Origin of the sequence: Nisaea nitritireducens, assembly GCF_014904795.1 — a bacterium.
Lineage (GTDB): Bacteria > Pseudomonadota > Alphaproteobacteria > Thalassobaculales > Thalassobaculaceae > Nisaea > Nisaea nitritireducens.
The window spans coordinates 1-15,486 of record NZ_JACZFS010000059.1; the positions used below are offsets into that span (position 1 = coordinate 1).

Below are 15,486 nucleotides of genomic sequence, written 5' to 3' on the forward strand. Positions count from 1 at the left end.
CAATGACATGGCGCGGGATCAGCAGGAATCGGCCCTGTCTGAAGCTCTAATCGAACGGTTGCAAGGTTCGACCCGTGCGCTCGCGCGCCAAAACAATAGTCGACCCCGTTGAGATGCCGTTGCCGAAAACTATTGTCGGTCAGGTCGATCCGACAGGAAGAATCCCCCTGCGCAACGCCGAAAAGACGACTGTTGTTCATTCTTACGATGGCCAAGGAATCAGTCGGACCATCTGTGTTGAGTTCTAGCCATGTATGTGCGCCCTCGGTCTGGATGTGCTGGAGATCAGCAGGAGCGCATGTTGGGCTAAAGTGCAGCATGACGGCTTTGGCTTCCCCACTTACGGCTCCCAGCAGGAACACGGAAAACAGCGGCGCGGACGCCAATCTCAAAAAACGAACCATTGTATGACTCCAACTGTAAATCCTCGATAATCTTCAAACGCATCCATTGCTTTTTTGTGAACTATGCTAGGTCCCGATTTTCAACGGGTTGACGCCCGAGGGGATACCATCCCGCCCCCGCCGTCCCCATATGCAGTTCATGCACACGGACCGGAGGCCTCCGATGATCAAGATCACGAAAACCGCACCGAACCGCATCGACATGGAATTCGATGGCACCTCCATCGACGAAGACACCATGCGCAACGCTATCGAAGAGCTGATCGAGAAATCAGAAGGTATCGAGCATGGCCAACTGCTCTACCGCCTGCACCACTTCCCCTGGCCGTCCCTCAGCGCGATCGCGGTGAAACTCGGACATTTGCCCAAGCTCTTCGGCCTGCTCGGCAAGTTTGATCGCTGCGCCGTGCTGAGCGACGAGGCCTGGCTGCGAAAAGCCGCCGATATAGAGGGCGCGCTGATTCCGGGGCTGGAAATGAAGGGGTTCGAGATGGATCAAACGGAGGCGGCGGAGACGTGGTTGAGCGCGCCACTCTAGCGTCGGGACCAAGCGCGGCCGCGAACCACTTATAACGAAATGCCGGGAACCTTTGGCTCTACGAGCCTAAATCTTTCCGGAACACATGCGTTGCAACCTTGTAGCCAAGGATGTCGTTGTCGATCCGGCCAGTCTCCTCGTAGCCCATGGCGCGGTAGAACACAGCCGCCCGGGCGTTGAAGACATCGGCCTCAACATGCACGTGGTCATGTCCGGCCTTGGCGATGCAGGCTTCGGCATCCTGTAGCAGCGCCAGGCCGATGCCGCGGCGTTGCAAGTCGGGCAACACCTGCAGGGTCTTCATCTCGTTGCCCAGCAGGAAGCAGAAGCCGACCACGCCCCGCTTGCCGTCTTCCGCCTCGGCCACCCGGCAGGTGTGCCAGGCGTTCTCGACGAAGGCCCGGCCGAGGTTTTCGTTCCGGTAACGCGCCGGCACGGCGGGCGGCATGAACGGCATCCAGGTCGCTTCCCAGCAGGCATCCATAATCTCGACCAAGCGGTCCTTGTCCCGCTCTTCGGCCTGGCGAACACGAACGGGTATCAGACTTGCCGTGCGTTTCGGTTTCGCGGCCTTGCTCATGTGTCCTCCGGTACCCAACGTCACTCGACCACAATATTAATGCGCGTCCGACCAGCTGTCGCCCACACCGGCGTCGGCCACCAGCGGGACGGAAAGCTGCACTACCGGATCGGCCGCGCTTTCCATCACCTTGCGGACCAGCGCCGTGGTCTCCTCGACTTCCGCCTCCGGTACCTCGAACAGCAATTCATCGTGCACCTGCAGCAACATGGTTGCCTTCAGCCCCGCCTCATCGAGTGCCGGACCTATACGGACCATGGCGCGCTTGATCACGTCGGCGGCCGAGCCCTGGATCGGTGCGTTAATCGCCGCCCGCTCCGAGAAGGCGCGTCGGGCCGGATTGTTGTCCTTGATGCCCGGAATATGGATACGCCGCCCGAACAGGGTGGTGACATAGCCGTCCTCCCGCGCTGCCGCCTTGGTCTTGTCCATGTAATCGCGGATGCCAGGGAAACGCTCGAAATAGGCGTCGATATACTTCTTCGCCACCCCCGGCTCGGTACCGATCTGCCGGGCAAGACCGAAGGCCGAAATGCCATAGATGATGCCGAAATTGATCGCCTTCGCATTGCGCCGCGTGGTCGGATCCATGTCCTTCAACGGCACACCGAAGACTTCCGAGGCTGTCTGGGCGTGAATGTCGATGCCGTCCCGGAAAGCCTGTTTCAGACTTTCGATATCGGCGATATCGGCAACCAGCCGGAGCTCGATCTGGGAATAGTCGACCGCCAGCAGTTTATGCCCCGTCTCAGCGACGAAAGCTGTGCGGATCTTGCGACCCTCTTCCGAGCGGATCGGAATGTTCTGCAGGTTCGGATCGTTCGAGCTGAGCCGTCCGGTGCTCGCCCCCGTCATGGAATATGACGTGTGGATGCGCCCGGTCTCCGGATTGATCGCCTCGACCAGCGCGTCGGTATAAGTGGATTTCAGCTTGGCAAGCTGGCGCCAATCCAGCACCCGCGCCGGCAAATCGTGCCCCTGTGCCGCAAGGTCGTCCAGAATATCGGCGCCGGTCGCATAGGCGCCGGTTTTGCCCTTCTTGCCGCCGGGCAGGCTCATCTTGTCGAACAGGATCTCGCCGAGCTGCTTGGGCGAGCCGATCTTGAACTCCTCCCCCGCCAGCTCGTGGATCTGCACTGCCAGCTCTTCCAACCGCTTCTCGAAATCCTTCGACATGGCGCGCAGGATCTGCGGATCGACCTTGATGCCCGCCTTCTCCATGCCCACCAGCACCGGAATCAGCGGTCGCTCCAGCGTCTCGTAAACCGCCAGCAGGCCCGCTTTCGGCAATTCCGGGCGCAGCTTGCGGTGCAGGCGGATTGTCATGTCCGCGTCTTCGGCCGCGTAATCCAGCGCCTTTTCAAGGGAGACTTCGGAGAACGGAATCTGAGTCTTACCCTTGCCGCAAACATCCGCGAACTTGATGTTCGTGTGGCCGAAATGCAGCTCCGACAGGTCGTCCAGACCGTGCCCGTGCATACCGCCTTCAAGCACATAGGACATGCACATGGTGTCATCGACCGGGCCAAGCACGATGCCGCCATTGGCTTCCCGCGCCAGAACCAGCGCATCGTATTTCGTATTGTGCAGCACCTTCAGCACCGACGGGTCTTCCAGCAGCGGCTTCAGCAGCGCCAGCGCCTCGTCGCGGGGGATCTGTTTCGGGCCATCCTCACCACCGTCCGAACCGCCCAGCAAGTTGCCCTGGGCTTCGCCCGCGGTGTGCCCCAAAGGGATGTAACAGGCCTTGCCTGGCGCGATGCTCAACGACACGCCGACAAGATCCGCCCGCATCGCATTCAGCGATGTTGTTTCGGTATCGACGGCGACAGTGCCCTCGGCATGCGCCGACGCGATCCAGCGCTCCAGATCGGCGACTTCCTGCACCAGCTCATAGCTGACATCACCCACCGGATTAGGTGAGCCAACCGAACCCTCCGCCGGTGCGGCGCCCGGCGAGGATGCAGAGGCGCCATCTGCCAGTTCCGACTCGAAACGGGTGATCAGCCGCTTGAATTCCATTTCCTTCAGGAAGGCCAGCACAGTGGCGTCGTCGGGATCTTCCACGGTCAGCCGTTCGAGCGGCTCGATGACCTCGACATCGTCTTTCAGCCGGACAAGATCCCGGGAGATGCGCGCCTGATCCGCGAACTCGATAAGGTTCTGCCGCCGTTTCGGCTGCTTGATCTCCTCCGCCCGCGCCAGCAGCGTGTCGAGATCGCCATATTCATTGATCAGCTGTGCCGCGGTCTTGATGCCGATGCCGGGAACGCCCGGCACATTGTCGACCGAATCCCCGGCCAGCGATTGCACATCGACCACCCGCTCCGGCCCGACGCCGAACTTCTCGATCACCTCGGCGCGCCCGATCGCCCGGTTCTTCATCGGGTCGTACATGTCGACACCGTTATCGACCAGCTGCATCAGGTCCTTGTCGGAAGAGACCACGGTGACGCGCATACCCTTTGTCTTGGCCTGCAGGGCGTAGGTCGCAATCAGGTCGTCCGCCTCGTAGCCTTCCATCTCCAGGCACGGCACATTGAAGGCCCGGACGGCATCGCGGATCAGCGCGAATTGCGGCCGTAGATCCTCCGGCGGCTCGTCCCGGTTCGCTTTGTAGTCTGGATAAATATCGTTCCGGAAGGTCAGACGCTTGGTGTCGAAGATCACCGCGACGTGGTCCGCTTCCAGATCCTCGATCAGCTTCATCAGCATGGTGGTGAATCCGAACACCGCATTGGTCGGCGTCCCGTCGGACCGGTTCATCCTTGGCAGAGCGTGAAACGCGCGGAAAATATAGCCGGAGCCGTCCACCAGATAGAGATGGTTCTCTACTGTGTCGGAGACGGCACTGGGGATATCGGACGCGGTAATATCGGTCATCAAGGATCCAGGGGCGGACTTCGGGAAACGGCTGCGGTGAGAGTCTAGCGACGGTACAGGCCATGACAAGAGAATTGGCGTGGCAGCACCGGAGCACTGCCCCGAAAAACCGCTCTATTCCACAAGGACCATGACGGGATCATGGGCATCATGCGAGCCGCGAACAACGCTTACTGGAAAGTTTCCGGCAGAACCCCGGGCGCTGCCATAACGGCAGCCGGCTTGTGATTGGTCAGGCGGCGCTTTCGCCAGCCACTGGCGCGCTATAGACGAACTCGCGCGAACAATACGGACAGGTCACCTTGCCCTCGTCGCCGATGGTCAGAAAAACCTTCGGATGGCCAAGCGCACCCTTGCCGCCGTCACAGGCGACGCGCTTCTGCGAAACAGTGATCACTTCGAACGGTTTTGCCATCTGACTGGTCCTTCCCCGCACCGGTACCTATATTGAGCGTAGTCTCTGTTCCCGGGATGCCGGGAGATAATAGCCGTTCACCGCGTATTTTCAATCGCCTGTATAAGGTCCGTCTTCGTGTCGACACGTTCCCAGTCAGTCCCGCCCGCTCCAGAGCTCGCCCTTGAGATCACAGGCCTTGAGAAGGTCTATGGCAAAGCCGGAGGTTCGCGGCAAAAGCATGCCCTGAAGGGCATCGACCTTGCCGTGCCGCGCGGCTCAATCTTTGCCCTGCTCGGCCCGAACGGCGCCGGCAAGTCGACCATGATCAATATCCTTGCAGGCATGGTGAACAAGACGGCCGGAACGGCGAAAGTCTGGGGCATCGATATCGACGAGGACCCGCGTCAGGCCCGAGCCGCGATCGGTATCGTGCCGCAGGAACTGAACATCGACGCCTTCTTCAGCCCGCGCGAATTGCTCGACCTGCAGGCCGGGCTCTATGGCGTGCCGAAGGCGGAGCGGCGCACACAGGAAATCCTCGATCTGGTCGATCTTGGCGACAAGGCCGATGCCTATACCCGCTCACTTTCCGGCGGCATGCGACGGCGGCTGCTGGTCGCCAAGGCGATGGTGCACAACCCGCCGATCCTGGTTCTGGACGAGCCTACCGCCGGTGTCGATATCGAGCTCCGCCGAAAGCTCTGGGACAATGTCCGAGAGCTCAACCGGCGTGGCGTCACGATCCTGCTCACCACCCATTACCTGGAAGAAGCCGAAGAACTCTGCGACCGCATCGCCATCATCAATCACGGCGAGGTCATAGCCTGCGACACCAAGGAAAACCTGATGCAGCGGCTCGATTCCAAATCGGTCACGGTCACGGTTGCCGAAAAGCTCCCGGAGAGTGCCGACGCGCTGCCGACACCTCTTCAGCCTTTCGACGTGGAAATCACCGGGCAAAACCGGCTGACTTTCACCTTCCGCAAGAGCGACGGTCCGATTGCCCGCATTCTCGGCGCCCTGGCTGCGGCGAATTTCCACATCCAGGACATCAGTACCGACGAGAGCGATCTTGAAGACATCTTCCTCGCCCTCACCAGCAACGATCCGGAAACCGACCGCTTTCATGCGGCGTGAATGGTTCGGGCCGGCGCGATGGGCTTGCCTCGCGCTTCTGATTGCACTGACGGGCTGCGCGCCGGGCATCGCATCCCGGCTTGAGGAGCATCGCCCGGCAGCCATCCTGGACGATGCTTTCATCATGCAGGACGGTGCGCGGCTGCCCTATCTGAGCTGGACGTCGGCACGACCTCCCACTGCCGCCGTCATCGCGCTGCACGGTTTCAACGATTATTCCGGCGCCTATGGCGATCTCGGCCCGCTCCTCGCACGACACGGCCTGCTGGTCTATGCCTATGATCAGCGCGGCTTTGGCGGTACATCCATGCGCGGCGACTGGGCAGGAACCGAGGCGATGACCGGCGATCTTGGCACGGTCACAGAATTGCTCCGCGCAGCTCACCCGGGACTGCCGATCTACGCCCTCGGCGAAAGCATGGGTGGTGCCGTGATCATGACGGCTCTCGCCGGCGACACCCCGCCCCGGCTGGACGGCGCCGTACTCTCCGCACCGGCAGTCTGGGGTCGCAGCACCATGGCTGCATGGAAGCGGTTTATCCTGACCCTGGCGGCCCACACAGTGCCGCGTATCCGGGTCCAGCCGCAGCGCCTGCCGCGCCCGCCATCCGACAATATCGAGATGCTGCGGAAGCTGTACCACGATCCGATGATGATCAAGGAAACCCGGATCGAGGTCGCCTGGGGGCTGTCCGGACTGATGGACGAGGCGCTGGCGTCATCGCCAAAAATCTCCGTTCCGCTGCTCGTGCTCTACGGTGAGCAGGACGGCATCATCCCGCGCGGGCCGACCTGCCGCATGCTCGAAACACTCCCGGATGGCGGTGCGAGCGGACGGCACTGGCGGGTCGCGCTCTATGAGAACGGCTATCACATGCTGTTCAGAGACCTGCATGGCGATCTGGTCAGCGCCGACATAGCAGCCTGGCTCGGCGATCCGGCGGTGGCGCTCCCAAGCGGAGCGGAAATCGCGAGCTTGATCGGAGCGCGCCCATTGCCCGTATTCTGCCATCAGAGCGATTGAAACAGACCCGCGCTTTCCCCTTGCGCCAAAATGCGCCCGAGGGTAGTTTCCGCTCGCTCTGCCGCGCGGCTTCCGCCCGGCTCCCGGTATGCACCCGTAGCTCAGCTGGATAGAGCGCTGCCCTCCGAAGGCAGAGGTCAGAGGTTCGAATCCTCTCGGGTGCGCCAAATTTTCAAGACGTTAGAAAGATATACAGGCCGCCTGGAACGTGCTGCTACCGTTTCCAGCGCTTCTCCTTAATCTTCTGATGAGAGTCCAGCTTCAGGCGCTTGCCGTGACCGGACGTAAGGAAGATCGCTCAGATGGGAACCTGAGCCGTCAATCCAAGCGCGAACCGCGCCCCCACCCCATATCCAGGACCCTACGAACAGCCATACTGGTTCAACATTTGCATGTGACATCTCCGCCTCTTATTGTTGCTATGAGGTCGAGTAAGAATTCCGACTGAAAAGAGCACAAAGCATGCGATCCGAAACCTTACCGCATCATTTGGATGTAGACCTGAGCGCTAAATGCAATTTGCGCTGCAGCTTTTGCCATCTCAGTTACTTCACTCCCAAGGACCGTGGTGAGCAAATCAGCCTGCAGGAATTCACCGATCACATCGAGCCATACCTGGACAACTTGAAGTCCCTTACACTGTTCAGCAAATTCGAGGTCCTCACCTGCCGTGATTTTATTCCGATCTTCAATTTGATCAGCGGACGCCAAATCGAAACCTATTTCTCGACAAACGGCATACTGCTGACCGACGACGTGCTTGACCTCATCGTCGGCAATCTGACCTACCTCACTGTGTCCGTGACCGGCTTCAACCGGGAGCAGTATTTGCGCTACATGCGCACTGATGCCTTTGATATTGTTGAAGAAAACCTCACAAAACTGAACACCCTGAAGAAGCAACGGAACACTGAATTTCCCAAACTGCGAATCTCGATGGTCGGCATGCAGTCAACGCTTGAGTCGCTCACGGATGCCGCCGATTTTGCGAAAAAACACTGCGCTGCCGGTGGCGTTCAGATGACCTCCCTCTATGTCTTCGAGCCGGGAATGCGGAAGGAACTGCCGGCGGCTGACACCGCACGATACGACCGCATGACCCGTCTAGCAGTCGATCACGCGGCAGCGATCGGTGTTCCCTTCGAGCTTCAGAGCGGCACGCTGGAGGATAACACCGCCGAAACCGAGAAACTCGGCCACCGGCCCTGCTATCTTCCTTGGCAGCGTCTTTCTATCCAGCCGAACGGCGATGTCTATCCATGCCCTGTCTCCCAACAGCCTGTCGGGAACATGTTCGACAACTCGCTTGCGGAAATCTGGCGAGGCGACGCGCTCTCAGCCTTCCGCAAAAGGGTGAACACAGTTGACCCAGACCTACAAAACGAGGACTGTCAAAACTGCCTGCATTGCCGCCATCATGCCATCCAAGACGCCGATGCAAATGATCTTTCGGCAAAGGAAACCTTTTTCGCAGGCATGACTCGCAAAGTCAGCTAGGCGAAAAACAGGAAGCGTCGCCGTGGGTTAAAAATCGCCCAGCCGCAAGATTCTCTGTCGCGCTTCCCCATCTCCGTGCGCTCCTGGCACCAAAACCTCGCCCTTCGGCGTTCCTGGCCAGTTTTTGCAGCCCGCGACAAGATAGGTTCCTGCAATGTGATGCAGTTTGAGACTGCCCCGGTCGGCGAGTTCATTCAGATAGGGATAGACACCCCGCCGTCCCGGTCCTTCAGCAATGTAGCTCGGGAACCTGTAGAAATCGTGCCACAGGAAAACCGTATCCTCATGGGCGAATTCAAACGCCAGCTCGGTGTCGTGCGCCACACCGTCATAGCTATGGTCGCCATCAACAAAGATCAGATCCACATTGCCTTTCAAGTTGCTGAGGGACTCCGGGATAGAGCCACCCGGACATACAAGCACCTGCCGCACTTTCTCCGAGTGACCTGATTCCCGGTAAACCCGTCCTACAGTCTCATCACCGCGTAAAATCTTTGCCGTGTAATCACTCTGTGCAGCCGGATCGAGATCCAGCGTCACGATCTGTGCGCTGTCAGAGGTGTTCTCGGCCCAGAGATAACTCGAAAACCCCTGGCCGGTGCCAAATTCAAGAATGGTGCGCGGAGATAAGATCTTGGCCAGAAGTGCGAGAGCCATTTGCTCGTGAGGTGCCAGAACGGGAAGTTCCGGTGCTGAAAACTCAAGCAGGAAGCTCGACGGAACGACCAGCGGAACAGTCTTGGCATCAAAATTGAGTAGATCCCGCAGACTAACGGTGGAGATGCGATTGTCCATCATTCGATGCCCTCTGAGGGAATGCTAGCAAACAATTGTTGAATCAGGGTTTTAACCGTATACTGAAGCCGCGTCTAAAACCAGACGGAGCGGATGCACCTGACGACAATGCCGATTGATCCAGAATGGAGATAGGTATGACAAAGCGGGTCTATTTTGCCGACCTTACCCATACGGGACAGGTAGTTGCCGCAAATATTTTCCCATTTGGCGTGTCACTTGTTGCCGCCCGTGCAAAATCGCAGCTCGGCGACCGGATAGACGTCGATATATTCAAATATCCAGCAGATCTAGCAGCCGCTCTCGAGCGCGAGAAGCCGGCAGCTGTTTGCTTTTCTCACTATCTCTGGAATGCCCGGCTCTGCGCGACTTTTGCGGAACATATTAAGGCGACCTGGCCCGGTGTCCCGGTGATTTTCGGCGGGCCAAATTATCCGGTCGATGCGGCAGACCAGGATCAGTTCCTGATCGATAACCCGGCCGTCGATTTCGTCGTCGTGAAGGAAGGCGAAGTTGCCGGTGCCGGCCTGATAGCGGCCCTGCTCGATCACGGCTTCGATGCCGACGCCCTAAAAGCGTCTGGGGAGCCGCTCCCCAGCGTGCATTTCCGGCATGCGGACGAGACCGTACGTAACGAACTGGCCCCTCGTCTAACCGATCTGACAGAAACTCCCTCGCCCTACCTGATGGGATTGCTGGACAAGTTTTTCGATGACGTCCTCATCCCGGTGATTGAAACCAATCGCGGTTGCCCGTTCGGCTGCAGTTTCTGTGTCGAAGGCATCCTGTACTACAACAAGGTGCGATGGTTTCAGGAGGACCGGACGCGTGCCGAACTCGAATATATCGCCGAGCGTACCAATCAGCCGGATCTGCTGATATCCGATTCAAATTTCGGCATGTACAAGCAGGATATCGAGACCTGCAAGATGATCGCCGCACTCCAGAAACGCACCGGCTGGCCGAAATACGTTCAGAACTCCTCGGGCAAAAACCAGAAAGAGCGGGTGGTCGAGGCCGCCCGCATTCTCGGCGGCGCGATGATCCTGACCGTCTCCATTCAGAGCGCCGATCCTGTCGTTCTTCGAAACGTGAACCGGGACAACATCTCCCTGAACCAGATTGTGGACGTCGGGCGGGAAGCGGAAAGCCTCGGCGCAAACAGCTATTGCGAGATCATTCTGGGCTTGCCGGGCGACAGCAAAGAAGGCCACTTTAATAGCGTACTCTCGATGATCGATGCGGGCATCAACGACGTTCTCAGCTATCAGACAATGATGCTGCCAGGCGCTGAAATTGCCAGCCGGGCGAGCCGTGAGTTGCATGGCATGAAAACGCGATGGCGCGTACTGCCGCGCTGCTTCGGACAGTACGATATTCTTGGCAGCAAGGTTTCGGTCGCCGAAATTGAAGAAATCTGCGTCGCCAACGACACCCTCTCGTTCGCAGATTACCTGGCATGCCGCGCGCTCAGCCTGACGGTCGAGCTGTTCCATAATTCCGGTGCATTTTCAGAGCTTACCGCCCTGCTTGGCCATTTCGGCGTTTCCGCATCCGAGTTCCTGCGCACGGTCGATAGCCTGGCGAACTCGGATGGCAGCCCCGTGCAAGCTCTCTATGCGGTTTATCTCCGCGAGAATGTAGAGAAGCTCCGGGACACCCGAGAATCCATGCTCGACTATATCAACGACCCGGAGATTGTCGCCAAGCACATAACCGGAGAGCTCGGATCGGGCGAACTCTACAAGGCTCGCGCCAAGGCGCACTTCTGGCAACAGAAGGAACTGCATGCCCTCGCCTTCCAGGCCGGCCGGGTCTTGCTGAAAGGTATCGGAAAGCTCTCCCCCGAAATGGAGGAGTATCTGGTCGCGCTGGAAAAATACTCGCTGTTGCGCAAAGAGGAACTGCACGACACCGGCACGACCACGATTCTGGAAGCGCAGTATGATTTCTCGGCCCTTGCCGACGCGGAGTTCCGGACCGACCCGACAGCATTCCGCTGCGAGGATGTGAGGCGCTTGCGGATCGCGCATACTCCTTCCCAGCAGGAAACTATCAGGACTTACCTGAAACAATATGGCACCTCGGCCGACGGATTGGGCAGGCTGCTGCTGAGAGCTCATGTAAACAAGCTTTACCGGAAGGCCACGCCGGTCGATGAGCTCGCGCCCGAGCGCGCGGCATAATTTCGGCGACGATTGGAACTCAAGACCATGACAAGCGAAAAACGCCTGCGGATCGCGCCGGACTTCAAGGACTTCCAGGACCCGCGGAAAATTTTCACCCATCTTGACCGTGTATTCGAACTTCAGCAGACGGGCGATACTCGACCGGTGCACATGACGATCGGTCTCACGAACTACTGCAATCACCAGTGCCCCTGGTGCTATATCAACTGGAATCAGGCAGGCCGAACGAGCGAGCGGTCAGGAGCCGGAGACGCCAGTCGCCGCGCGGTCAATGCAGGCGACCGATTGATCGACGCTGTTGGAGAAGCCGTCGAGATTGGCCTGAAGGCCGTAACGATTGTCGGTGACGGCGAGCCGACCATGCACAAAAAGTTTGTGCCCTATCTGAAGCGACTGGGCGAAATGGGCCTGGATATTGGTCTGTTCAGCAATTTCAGCGCGAAGAACCCGGCCGTGACGGAAGCTATCGCGGAACATTGCTTTTTCGCGCGCTGCAGCCTTGATGCCGCTACTGCGGAAGTGCATCGCAAGAGCCACGGCAGCGACGATTTCGATCTGGTGATTGAAAACCTTCGCAGGCTGGTCGCTTTGCGCGGAAAGAATAACCGACCCATTATTGGCATTCAGTTCGTCACGAACCAATGGAACTATTGGCAATTGCCCGAAGCGGCCCGCTTCTATCGCGATCTCGGTGTCGATTACATGACAATCAAGCCCGCTCTCAAAAACGAGCTCAATCCGGCGCACCCGGGCAACGAAGCCCCGCTGGAAGAGGTATTCGCGCTAATGAAGCAGGCGGAAGAAGAGGCTTCCGAGAATTTTGCTGTATATGCCAAATACCCGCAATTTCGTGAAGTCCTGGAGCACAAGACAAACGATGCCCGGTACTATTCAAAATGTTACGCAACACCCATTTCACCTTATCTAGATGAGGACGGAAGTGTTGAAATGTGCGGCAATTTGAAAGGTCGCGGGTTTACCATTGGAAACATTAACGACACGGCGTTCAAAGTTATCTGGGAATCGGCTCAACGTCGCGAATGTATCGACCGCATAGATCTCCACAAATGCCCGGCGGGCTGCCGCCTTGACCCGCTGAACAAGGTTCTCTGGGATGCCTTTCATCCTGACGAGAACAAAAAGCATCCCAATTTCCTATGACCCCCTGTACGGCATACAAGGAATCAGGGATCAGGACGTGATTACAGTCGGAATTCACAACACCGGCTCGACAAGCTCCGCCTGCGTCATGCGAGATGGAAAAGTCGAGTTTGCCGCTGCTGAAGAGCGCTTCAACAGGAACAAGCACTGGCGGTATTTTCCCCAGCTCGCTATGGAGCGCGGATTGGCCATGCTCGGCTGCTCGGTCAATCAGCTCGACAGGGTCGCTATTGCCTGGAACCCGGCAATCAATCTTGCAGGAAGATTCAGAGCGGGTTTTTCCGAATGGCCCGCCTATCCAGGCGCGCGTCTCTATTCCAATGCCAGTCAGATTCTCACAGCACTTCATGCAAAACCGTCAGGTGGAACCGAGCAGCGCGTTGAGCTTGAAGGCGGCCGCAGCATTACTTTCGATTATGTCGATCATCATCTGTCCCATGCCGCCTTTTCCTATCTCCCTTCCCCTTTCGAAGAAGCTGCCATCCTGATTGTCGATGGATATGGAGAGCGGGCGTCGACAGTCTTCGGCGTGGGCCGCGGTCCGACGATAGACATCCTGCGCCGGGACAATTTCCCGCATTCTGTCGGAAGCTTTTATTCTGCAGTGACCCAGCATCTCGGATTCAGACCGGATCAAGACGAGTGGAAAGTCATGGGAGCTGCCGCCTACGGTGATCCGGAACCGTACAGACAGGCAATGAAACAGCTTATTTCGTTGCATGACGACGGGCATTTTAGGCTCGATCTGAACCTTTTCGACCATTTCGATTTCGATTCACCGTCATTGTTGTCCGTCGAAGGCAAGGCGCTGTTGGGGCGATCCCGGGTCCCGGAAGACGAAATGGAACAGCGCCACTTCAATATTGCGGCCGCAGCCCAGGAGCGGGTCGAGGAAGTAATGTTCCACCTGCTGAAATGGCTTAAGCAACGGACCGGACTGGACGCCATCTGCCTCGGTGGTGGCGTGGTCATGAACTCGGTCTTCAATGGACGAACAACTCTGGAAGGTCCGTTTAGCCGCGTGCACATTCCCTTTGCTCCAGACGACAGCGGCAACGCCATTGGCGCTGCTCTCGTGTCGGCCCAGAGAGCCACGGCTACAGGCAAGACTCTAAGGGCTCCTGTTTCGCCATATCTCGGGCCCGAATACACGGACGCCGAGATCGAAGATCTATTGCGCCGGTACCAGATCGCCGGAGAGAAACAGAAAAACCCTGCAAAGACTGGAGCGCAGCTAATTGCCTCAGGCAAGACATTGGGCTGGTTTCAGGGAAGAATGGAATTCGGCCAACGCGCTCTCGGCAATCGGTCGATCCTTGCCGATCCTCGCGACCCTGGAATGCGCGACAAGATCAACGCTTCGGTAAAGTACAGGGAACAATTCAGGCCGTTTGCTCCCGCAGTTTCAGAACATTCAGCTCATGAGTATTTCGAGATACCCGAGACTGCAGGCTCTCCATTCATGGAGCGCGTGTTCAAAGTTCGAACTGCAAAACAAGCGATGATTCCTGCCGTTGTCCACGCCGACGGCAGCGGCCGCCTGCAGACTGTCAACAGTACTATGAATCCTCTATTTCATGCCCTTATTGAAGCTTTCCGGGCCGAAACCGGAGTCCCGGTTGTTCTGAACACCTCATTCAACACATCGGGCGAACCGATTGTACAATCGCCGGAAGATGCGCTTCGAACCTTCTTTACTAGTGGGCTTAACGCGCTCATCCTTGGCAATTACCTGATCGAGAAGTAGTGCGAGAGCAATGGGGAGTTTAGAAGTCCTGACCCTGCAGGACCGCGAAAAATGGAATTCCGTTCTAGCCGGCATCCCAAACGCCAATGTATCCGCCACGCCCGATTATTGTCGCGTTTTCGAAGACAATGATGACGGTCAGGCTATTTGCCTGAACTACGAGCACGACCTGGGGCACGTCAGTTATCCGTTTTTCAAGCGGTCTCTTAACGCCCTTCCCTTCGACCATTCTCTGAAAAAAGACGCTTTCGATACCTCTACCCCCTTCGGATATGGCGGCATTCATATGGATTGCGACCTATCGAACAGGGAAAAGCTTGCATTTAGCTTTCGATCGGCCATGACGGAGTATGCGAATGACACCGGAATCATTTCCGAGTTCATCCGGTTCGATCCCATGGTCCAGAACCATATTCCATTCAAAAAGCACCTTGATCAGGTTCGGCACCACAGCAACAACCTGATCATAGACCTGAAAAAAACCGAACACCGCCTGCTGGCGGATTGCCGTGAGCGGATTCGTACCGGAATCAGACAAACCGCACGCCTAGGACTGGAGATTGAATCACTGCAGACACCGGACGTCGTGAGCCAATTCACCCATCTCTACGAAACGGCGATGAAACGCCGGGGCAATTTGGGCTACCTGAATTTCAAGCCACAGTTTTTCAACGCTCTGCTGTCCAACCTTGAAGACAAGGCTCAGCTTTTCCTGGTCCGGGAACACGAGACGGTACTTGCTGCCGCAATTGTCCTCAAAAACGGCAGCACGCTAGACTATTTTCTCGCGGCAAACCTGCGAAGTCCGGATCGGCCATACGTGAACCATTTCCTGATTTACGAAACAGCCAAATGGGCCAAGGCCGAAGGTTTCGAGCGTTTTCATCTCGGGGGCGGAACCGAATCGATCATGTATTTCAAAAGCAGCTTCACCAAGGAGACGATTCCGTATTTTGTCGGCAACCATATCTTTGATCACACTGCCTACGCGGCTTTGGTTCAGTCGGGGCAGCGTTCAGGCCATATTCCGGCGATCATTCCTCCGTTTTTCTTTCCTGCCTACCGTGCCTTCCTGTCCGAAAACTCGGACCGGGCCCTGCTTGATGCGTTAAACAGCCCTCAATCAGTCTAGCT

General features: G+C 57.7%; 13 protein-coding genes and 1 tRNA gene. 9 read left to right on the forward strand and 5 right to left on the reverse strand.

Annotated elements, in window-relative coordinates:
- Positions 1 to 404 (reverse strand): hypothetical protein (locus tag IG629_RS22720; RefSeq protein WP_226886931.1); only part of this gene is annotated, 404 nt, incomplete at its 3' end.
- Positions 405 to 567: 163 nt separating this feature from the next.
- Between IG629_RS22720 and IG629_RS18860 the strand changes: the two genes are divergently transcribed.
- Positions 568 to 942 carry a SpoIIAA family protein gene (locus IG629_RS18860; protein WP_193173471.1) on the forward strand — a complete coding sequence of 125 codons (375 nt, stop codon included), beginning with the start codon at positions 568 to 570 and terminating at the stop codon, positions 940 to 942.
- Between the two features lie 58 nt (positions 943 to 1,000).
- Here IG629_RS18860 and IG629_RS18865 read toward each other — a convergent pair whose 3' ends face one another.
- The 3 genes from IG629_RS18865 to IG629_RS18875 form a co-directional block, all read right to left on the reverse strand.
- Entirely contained in the window at positions 1,001 to 1,522 is a 522-nt protein-coding gene (locus tag IG629_RS18865) for a GNAT family N-acetyltransferase (protein WP_193173472.1), read from the reverse strand.
- 36 nt (positions 1,523 to 1,558) lie between these two features.
- Positions 1,559 to 4,405 carry a DNA polymerase I gene (gene polA / locus IG629_RS18870; RefSeq protein ID WP_193173473.1) on the reverse strand — a complete coding sequence of 949 codons (2,847 nt, stop codon included), beginning with the start codon at positions 4,403 to 4,405 and terminating at the stop codon, positions 1,559 to 1,561.
- Between the two features lie 232 nt (positions 4,406 to 4,637).
- Positions 4,638 to 4,820 (reverse strand): zinc-finger domain-containing protein, encoded by a 183-nt coding sequence (locus IG629_RS18875; protein WP_193173474.1) that lies wholly within the window; start codon positions 4,818 to 4,820, stop codon positions 4,638 to 4,640.
- A gap of 117 nt (positions 4,821 to 4,937) precedes the next feature.
- On the opposite strand from IG629_RS18875, the gene IG629_RS18880 reads away from it, so the two are divergent.
- The 4 genes from IG629_RS18880 (at position 4,938) to IG629_RS18895 (ending at position 8,460) form a co-directional block, all read left to right on the forward strand.
- On the forward strand, positions 4,938 to 5,939 hold the full coding sequence (locus IG629_RS18880; RefSeq protein WP_193173475.1) for an ABC transporter ATP-binding protein: 1,002 nt from the start codon (positions 4,938 to 4,940) through the stop codon (positions 5,937 to 5,939).
- The gene (locus IG629_RS18885) at positions 5,929 to 6,963 is read left to right on the forward strand and encodes an alpha/beta hydrolase (RefSeq protein ID WP_193173476.1); all 1,035 of its coding nucleotides are present in this window, start codon (positions 5,929 to 5,931) and stop codon (positions 6,961 to 6,963) included. The genes IG629_RS18880 and IG629_RS18885 overlap by 11 nt, the downstream gene beginning before the upstream one ends.
- Positions 6,964 to 7,053: 90 nt before the next feature.
- Positions 7,054 to 7,130, forward strand: a tRNA-Arg gene (locus tag IG629_RS18890).
- A gap of 295 nt (positions 7,131 to 7,425) precedes the next feature.
- Positions 7,426 to 8,460 carry a radical SAM/SPASM domain-containing protein gene (locus tag IG629_RS18895; RefSeq protein WP_193173477.1) on the forward strand — a complete coding sequence of 345 codons (1,035 nt, stop codon included), beginning with the start codon at positions 7,426 to 7,428 and terminating at the stop codon, positions 8,458 to 8,460.
- Positions 8,461 to 8,487: 27 nt separating this feature from the next.
- Here the strand turns inward: IG629_RS18895 and IG629_RS18900 are convergent, their stop codons facing one another.
- Entirely contained in the window at positions 8,488 to 9,255 is a 768-nt protein-coding gene (locus IG629_RS18900) for an O-methyltransferase (RefSeq protein ID WP_193173478.1), read from the reverse strand.
- Between the two features lie 137 nt (positions 9,256 to 9,392).
- On the opposite strand from IG629_RS18900, the gene IG629_RS18905 reads away from it, so the two are divergent.
- From IG629_RS18905 to IG629_RS18920, 4 genes are read left to right on the forward strand one after another with little or no spacing between them, the layout of a single operon-like run.
- Complete coding sequence (locus IG629_RS18905; protein WP_193173479.1) at positions 9,393 to 11,441, forward strand: B12-binding domain-containing radical SAM protein; 2,049 nt, start codon at positions 9,393 to 9,395, stop codon at positions 11,439 to 11,441.
- A gap of 27 nt (positions 11,442 to 11,468) precedes the next feature.
- On the forward strand, positions 11,469 to 12,605 hold the full coding sequence (locus IG629_RS18910; RefSeq protein WP_193173480.1) for a radical SAM/SPASM domain-containing protein: 1,137 nt from the start codon (positions 11,469 to 11,471) through the stop codon (positions 12,603 to 12,605).
- The gene (locus IG629_RS18915) at positions 12,559 to 14,352 is read left to right on the forward strand and encodes a carbamoyltransferase family protein (RefSeq protein WP_193173481.1); all 1,794 of its coding nucleotides are present in this window, start codon (positions 12,559 to 12,561) and stop codon (positions 14,350 to 14,352) included. Before IG629_RS18910 ends, IG629_RS18915 begins: the two co-directional genes overlap by 47 nt.
- A gap of 10 nt (positions 14,353 to 14,362) precedes the next feature.
- The gene (locus tag IG629_RS18920) at positions 14,363 to 15,484 is read left to right on the forward strand and encodes a GNAT family N-acetyltransferase (RefSeq protein WP_193173482.1); all 1,122 of its coding nucleotides are present in this window, start codon (positions 14,363 to 14,365) and stop codon (positions 15,482 to 15,484) included.
- Positions 15,485 to 15,486: the final 2 nt, after the last annotated feature.

Coding starts and splice junctions, on each gene's coding strand:
- IG629_RS18875 (WP_193173474.1), bottom strand. CDS start 4,820: ATGGCAAAACCGTTCGAAGTGATCACTGTTTCGCAGAAGCGCGTCGCC.
- IG629_RS18910 (WP_193173480.1), top strand. CDS start 11,469: ATGACAAGCGAAAAACGCCTGCGGATCGCGCCGGACTTCAAGGACTTC.
- IG629_RS18905 (WP_193173479.1), top strand. CDS start 9,393: ATGACAAAGCGGGTCTATTTTGCCGACCTTACCCATACGGGACAGGTA.
- IG629_RS18895 (WP_193173477.1), top strand. CDS start 7,426: ATGCGATCCGAAACCTTACCGCATCATTTGGATGTAGACCTGAGCGCT.
- IG629_RS18865 (WP_193173472.1), bottom strand. CDS start 1,522: ATGAGCAAGGCCGCGAAACCGAAACGCACGGCAAGTCTGATACCCGTT.
- IG629_RS18900 (WP_193173478.1), bottom strand. CDS start 9,255: ATGGACAATCGCATCTCCACCGTTAGTCTGCGGGATCTACTCAATTTT.
- IG629_RS18885 (WP_193173476.1), top strand. CDS start 5,929: ATGCGGCGTGAATGGTTCGGGCCGGCGCGATGGGCTTGCCTCGCGCTT.
- IG629_RS18860 (WP_193173471.1), top strand. CDS start 568: ATGATCAAGATCACGAAAACCGCACCGAACCGCATCGACATGGAATTC.
- polA (WP_193173473.1), bottom strand. CDS start 4,405: ATGACCGATATTACCGCGTCCGATATCCCCAGTGCCGTCTCCGACACA.
- IG629_RS18915 (WP_193173481.1), top strand. CDS start 12,559: ATGCCTTTCATCCTGACGAGAACAAAAAGCATCCCAATTTCCTATGAC.
- IG629_RS18920 (WP_193173482.1), top strand. CDS start 14,363: ATGGGGAGTTTAGAAGTCCTGACCCTGCAGGACCGCGAAAAATGGAAT.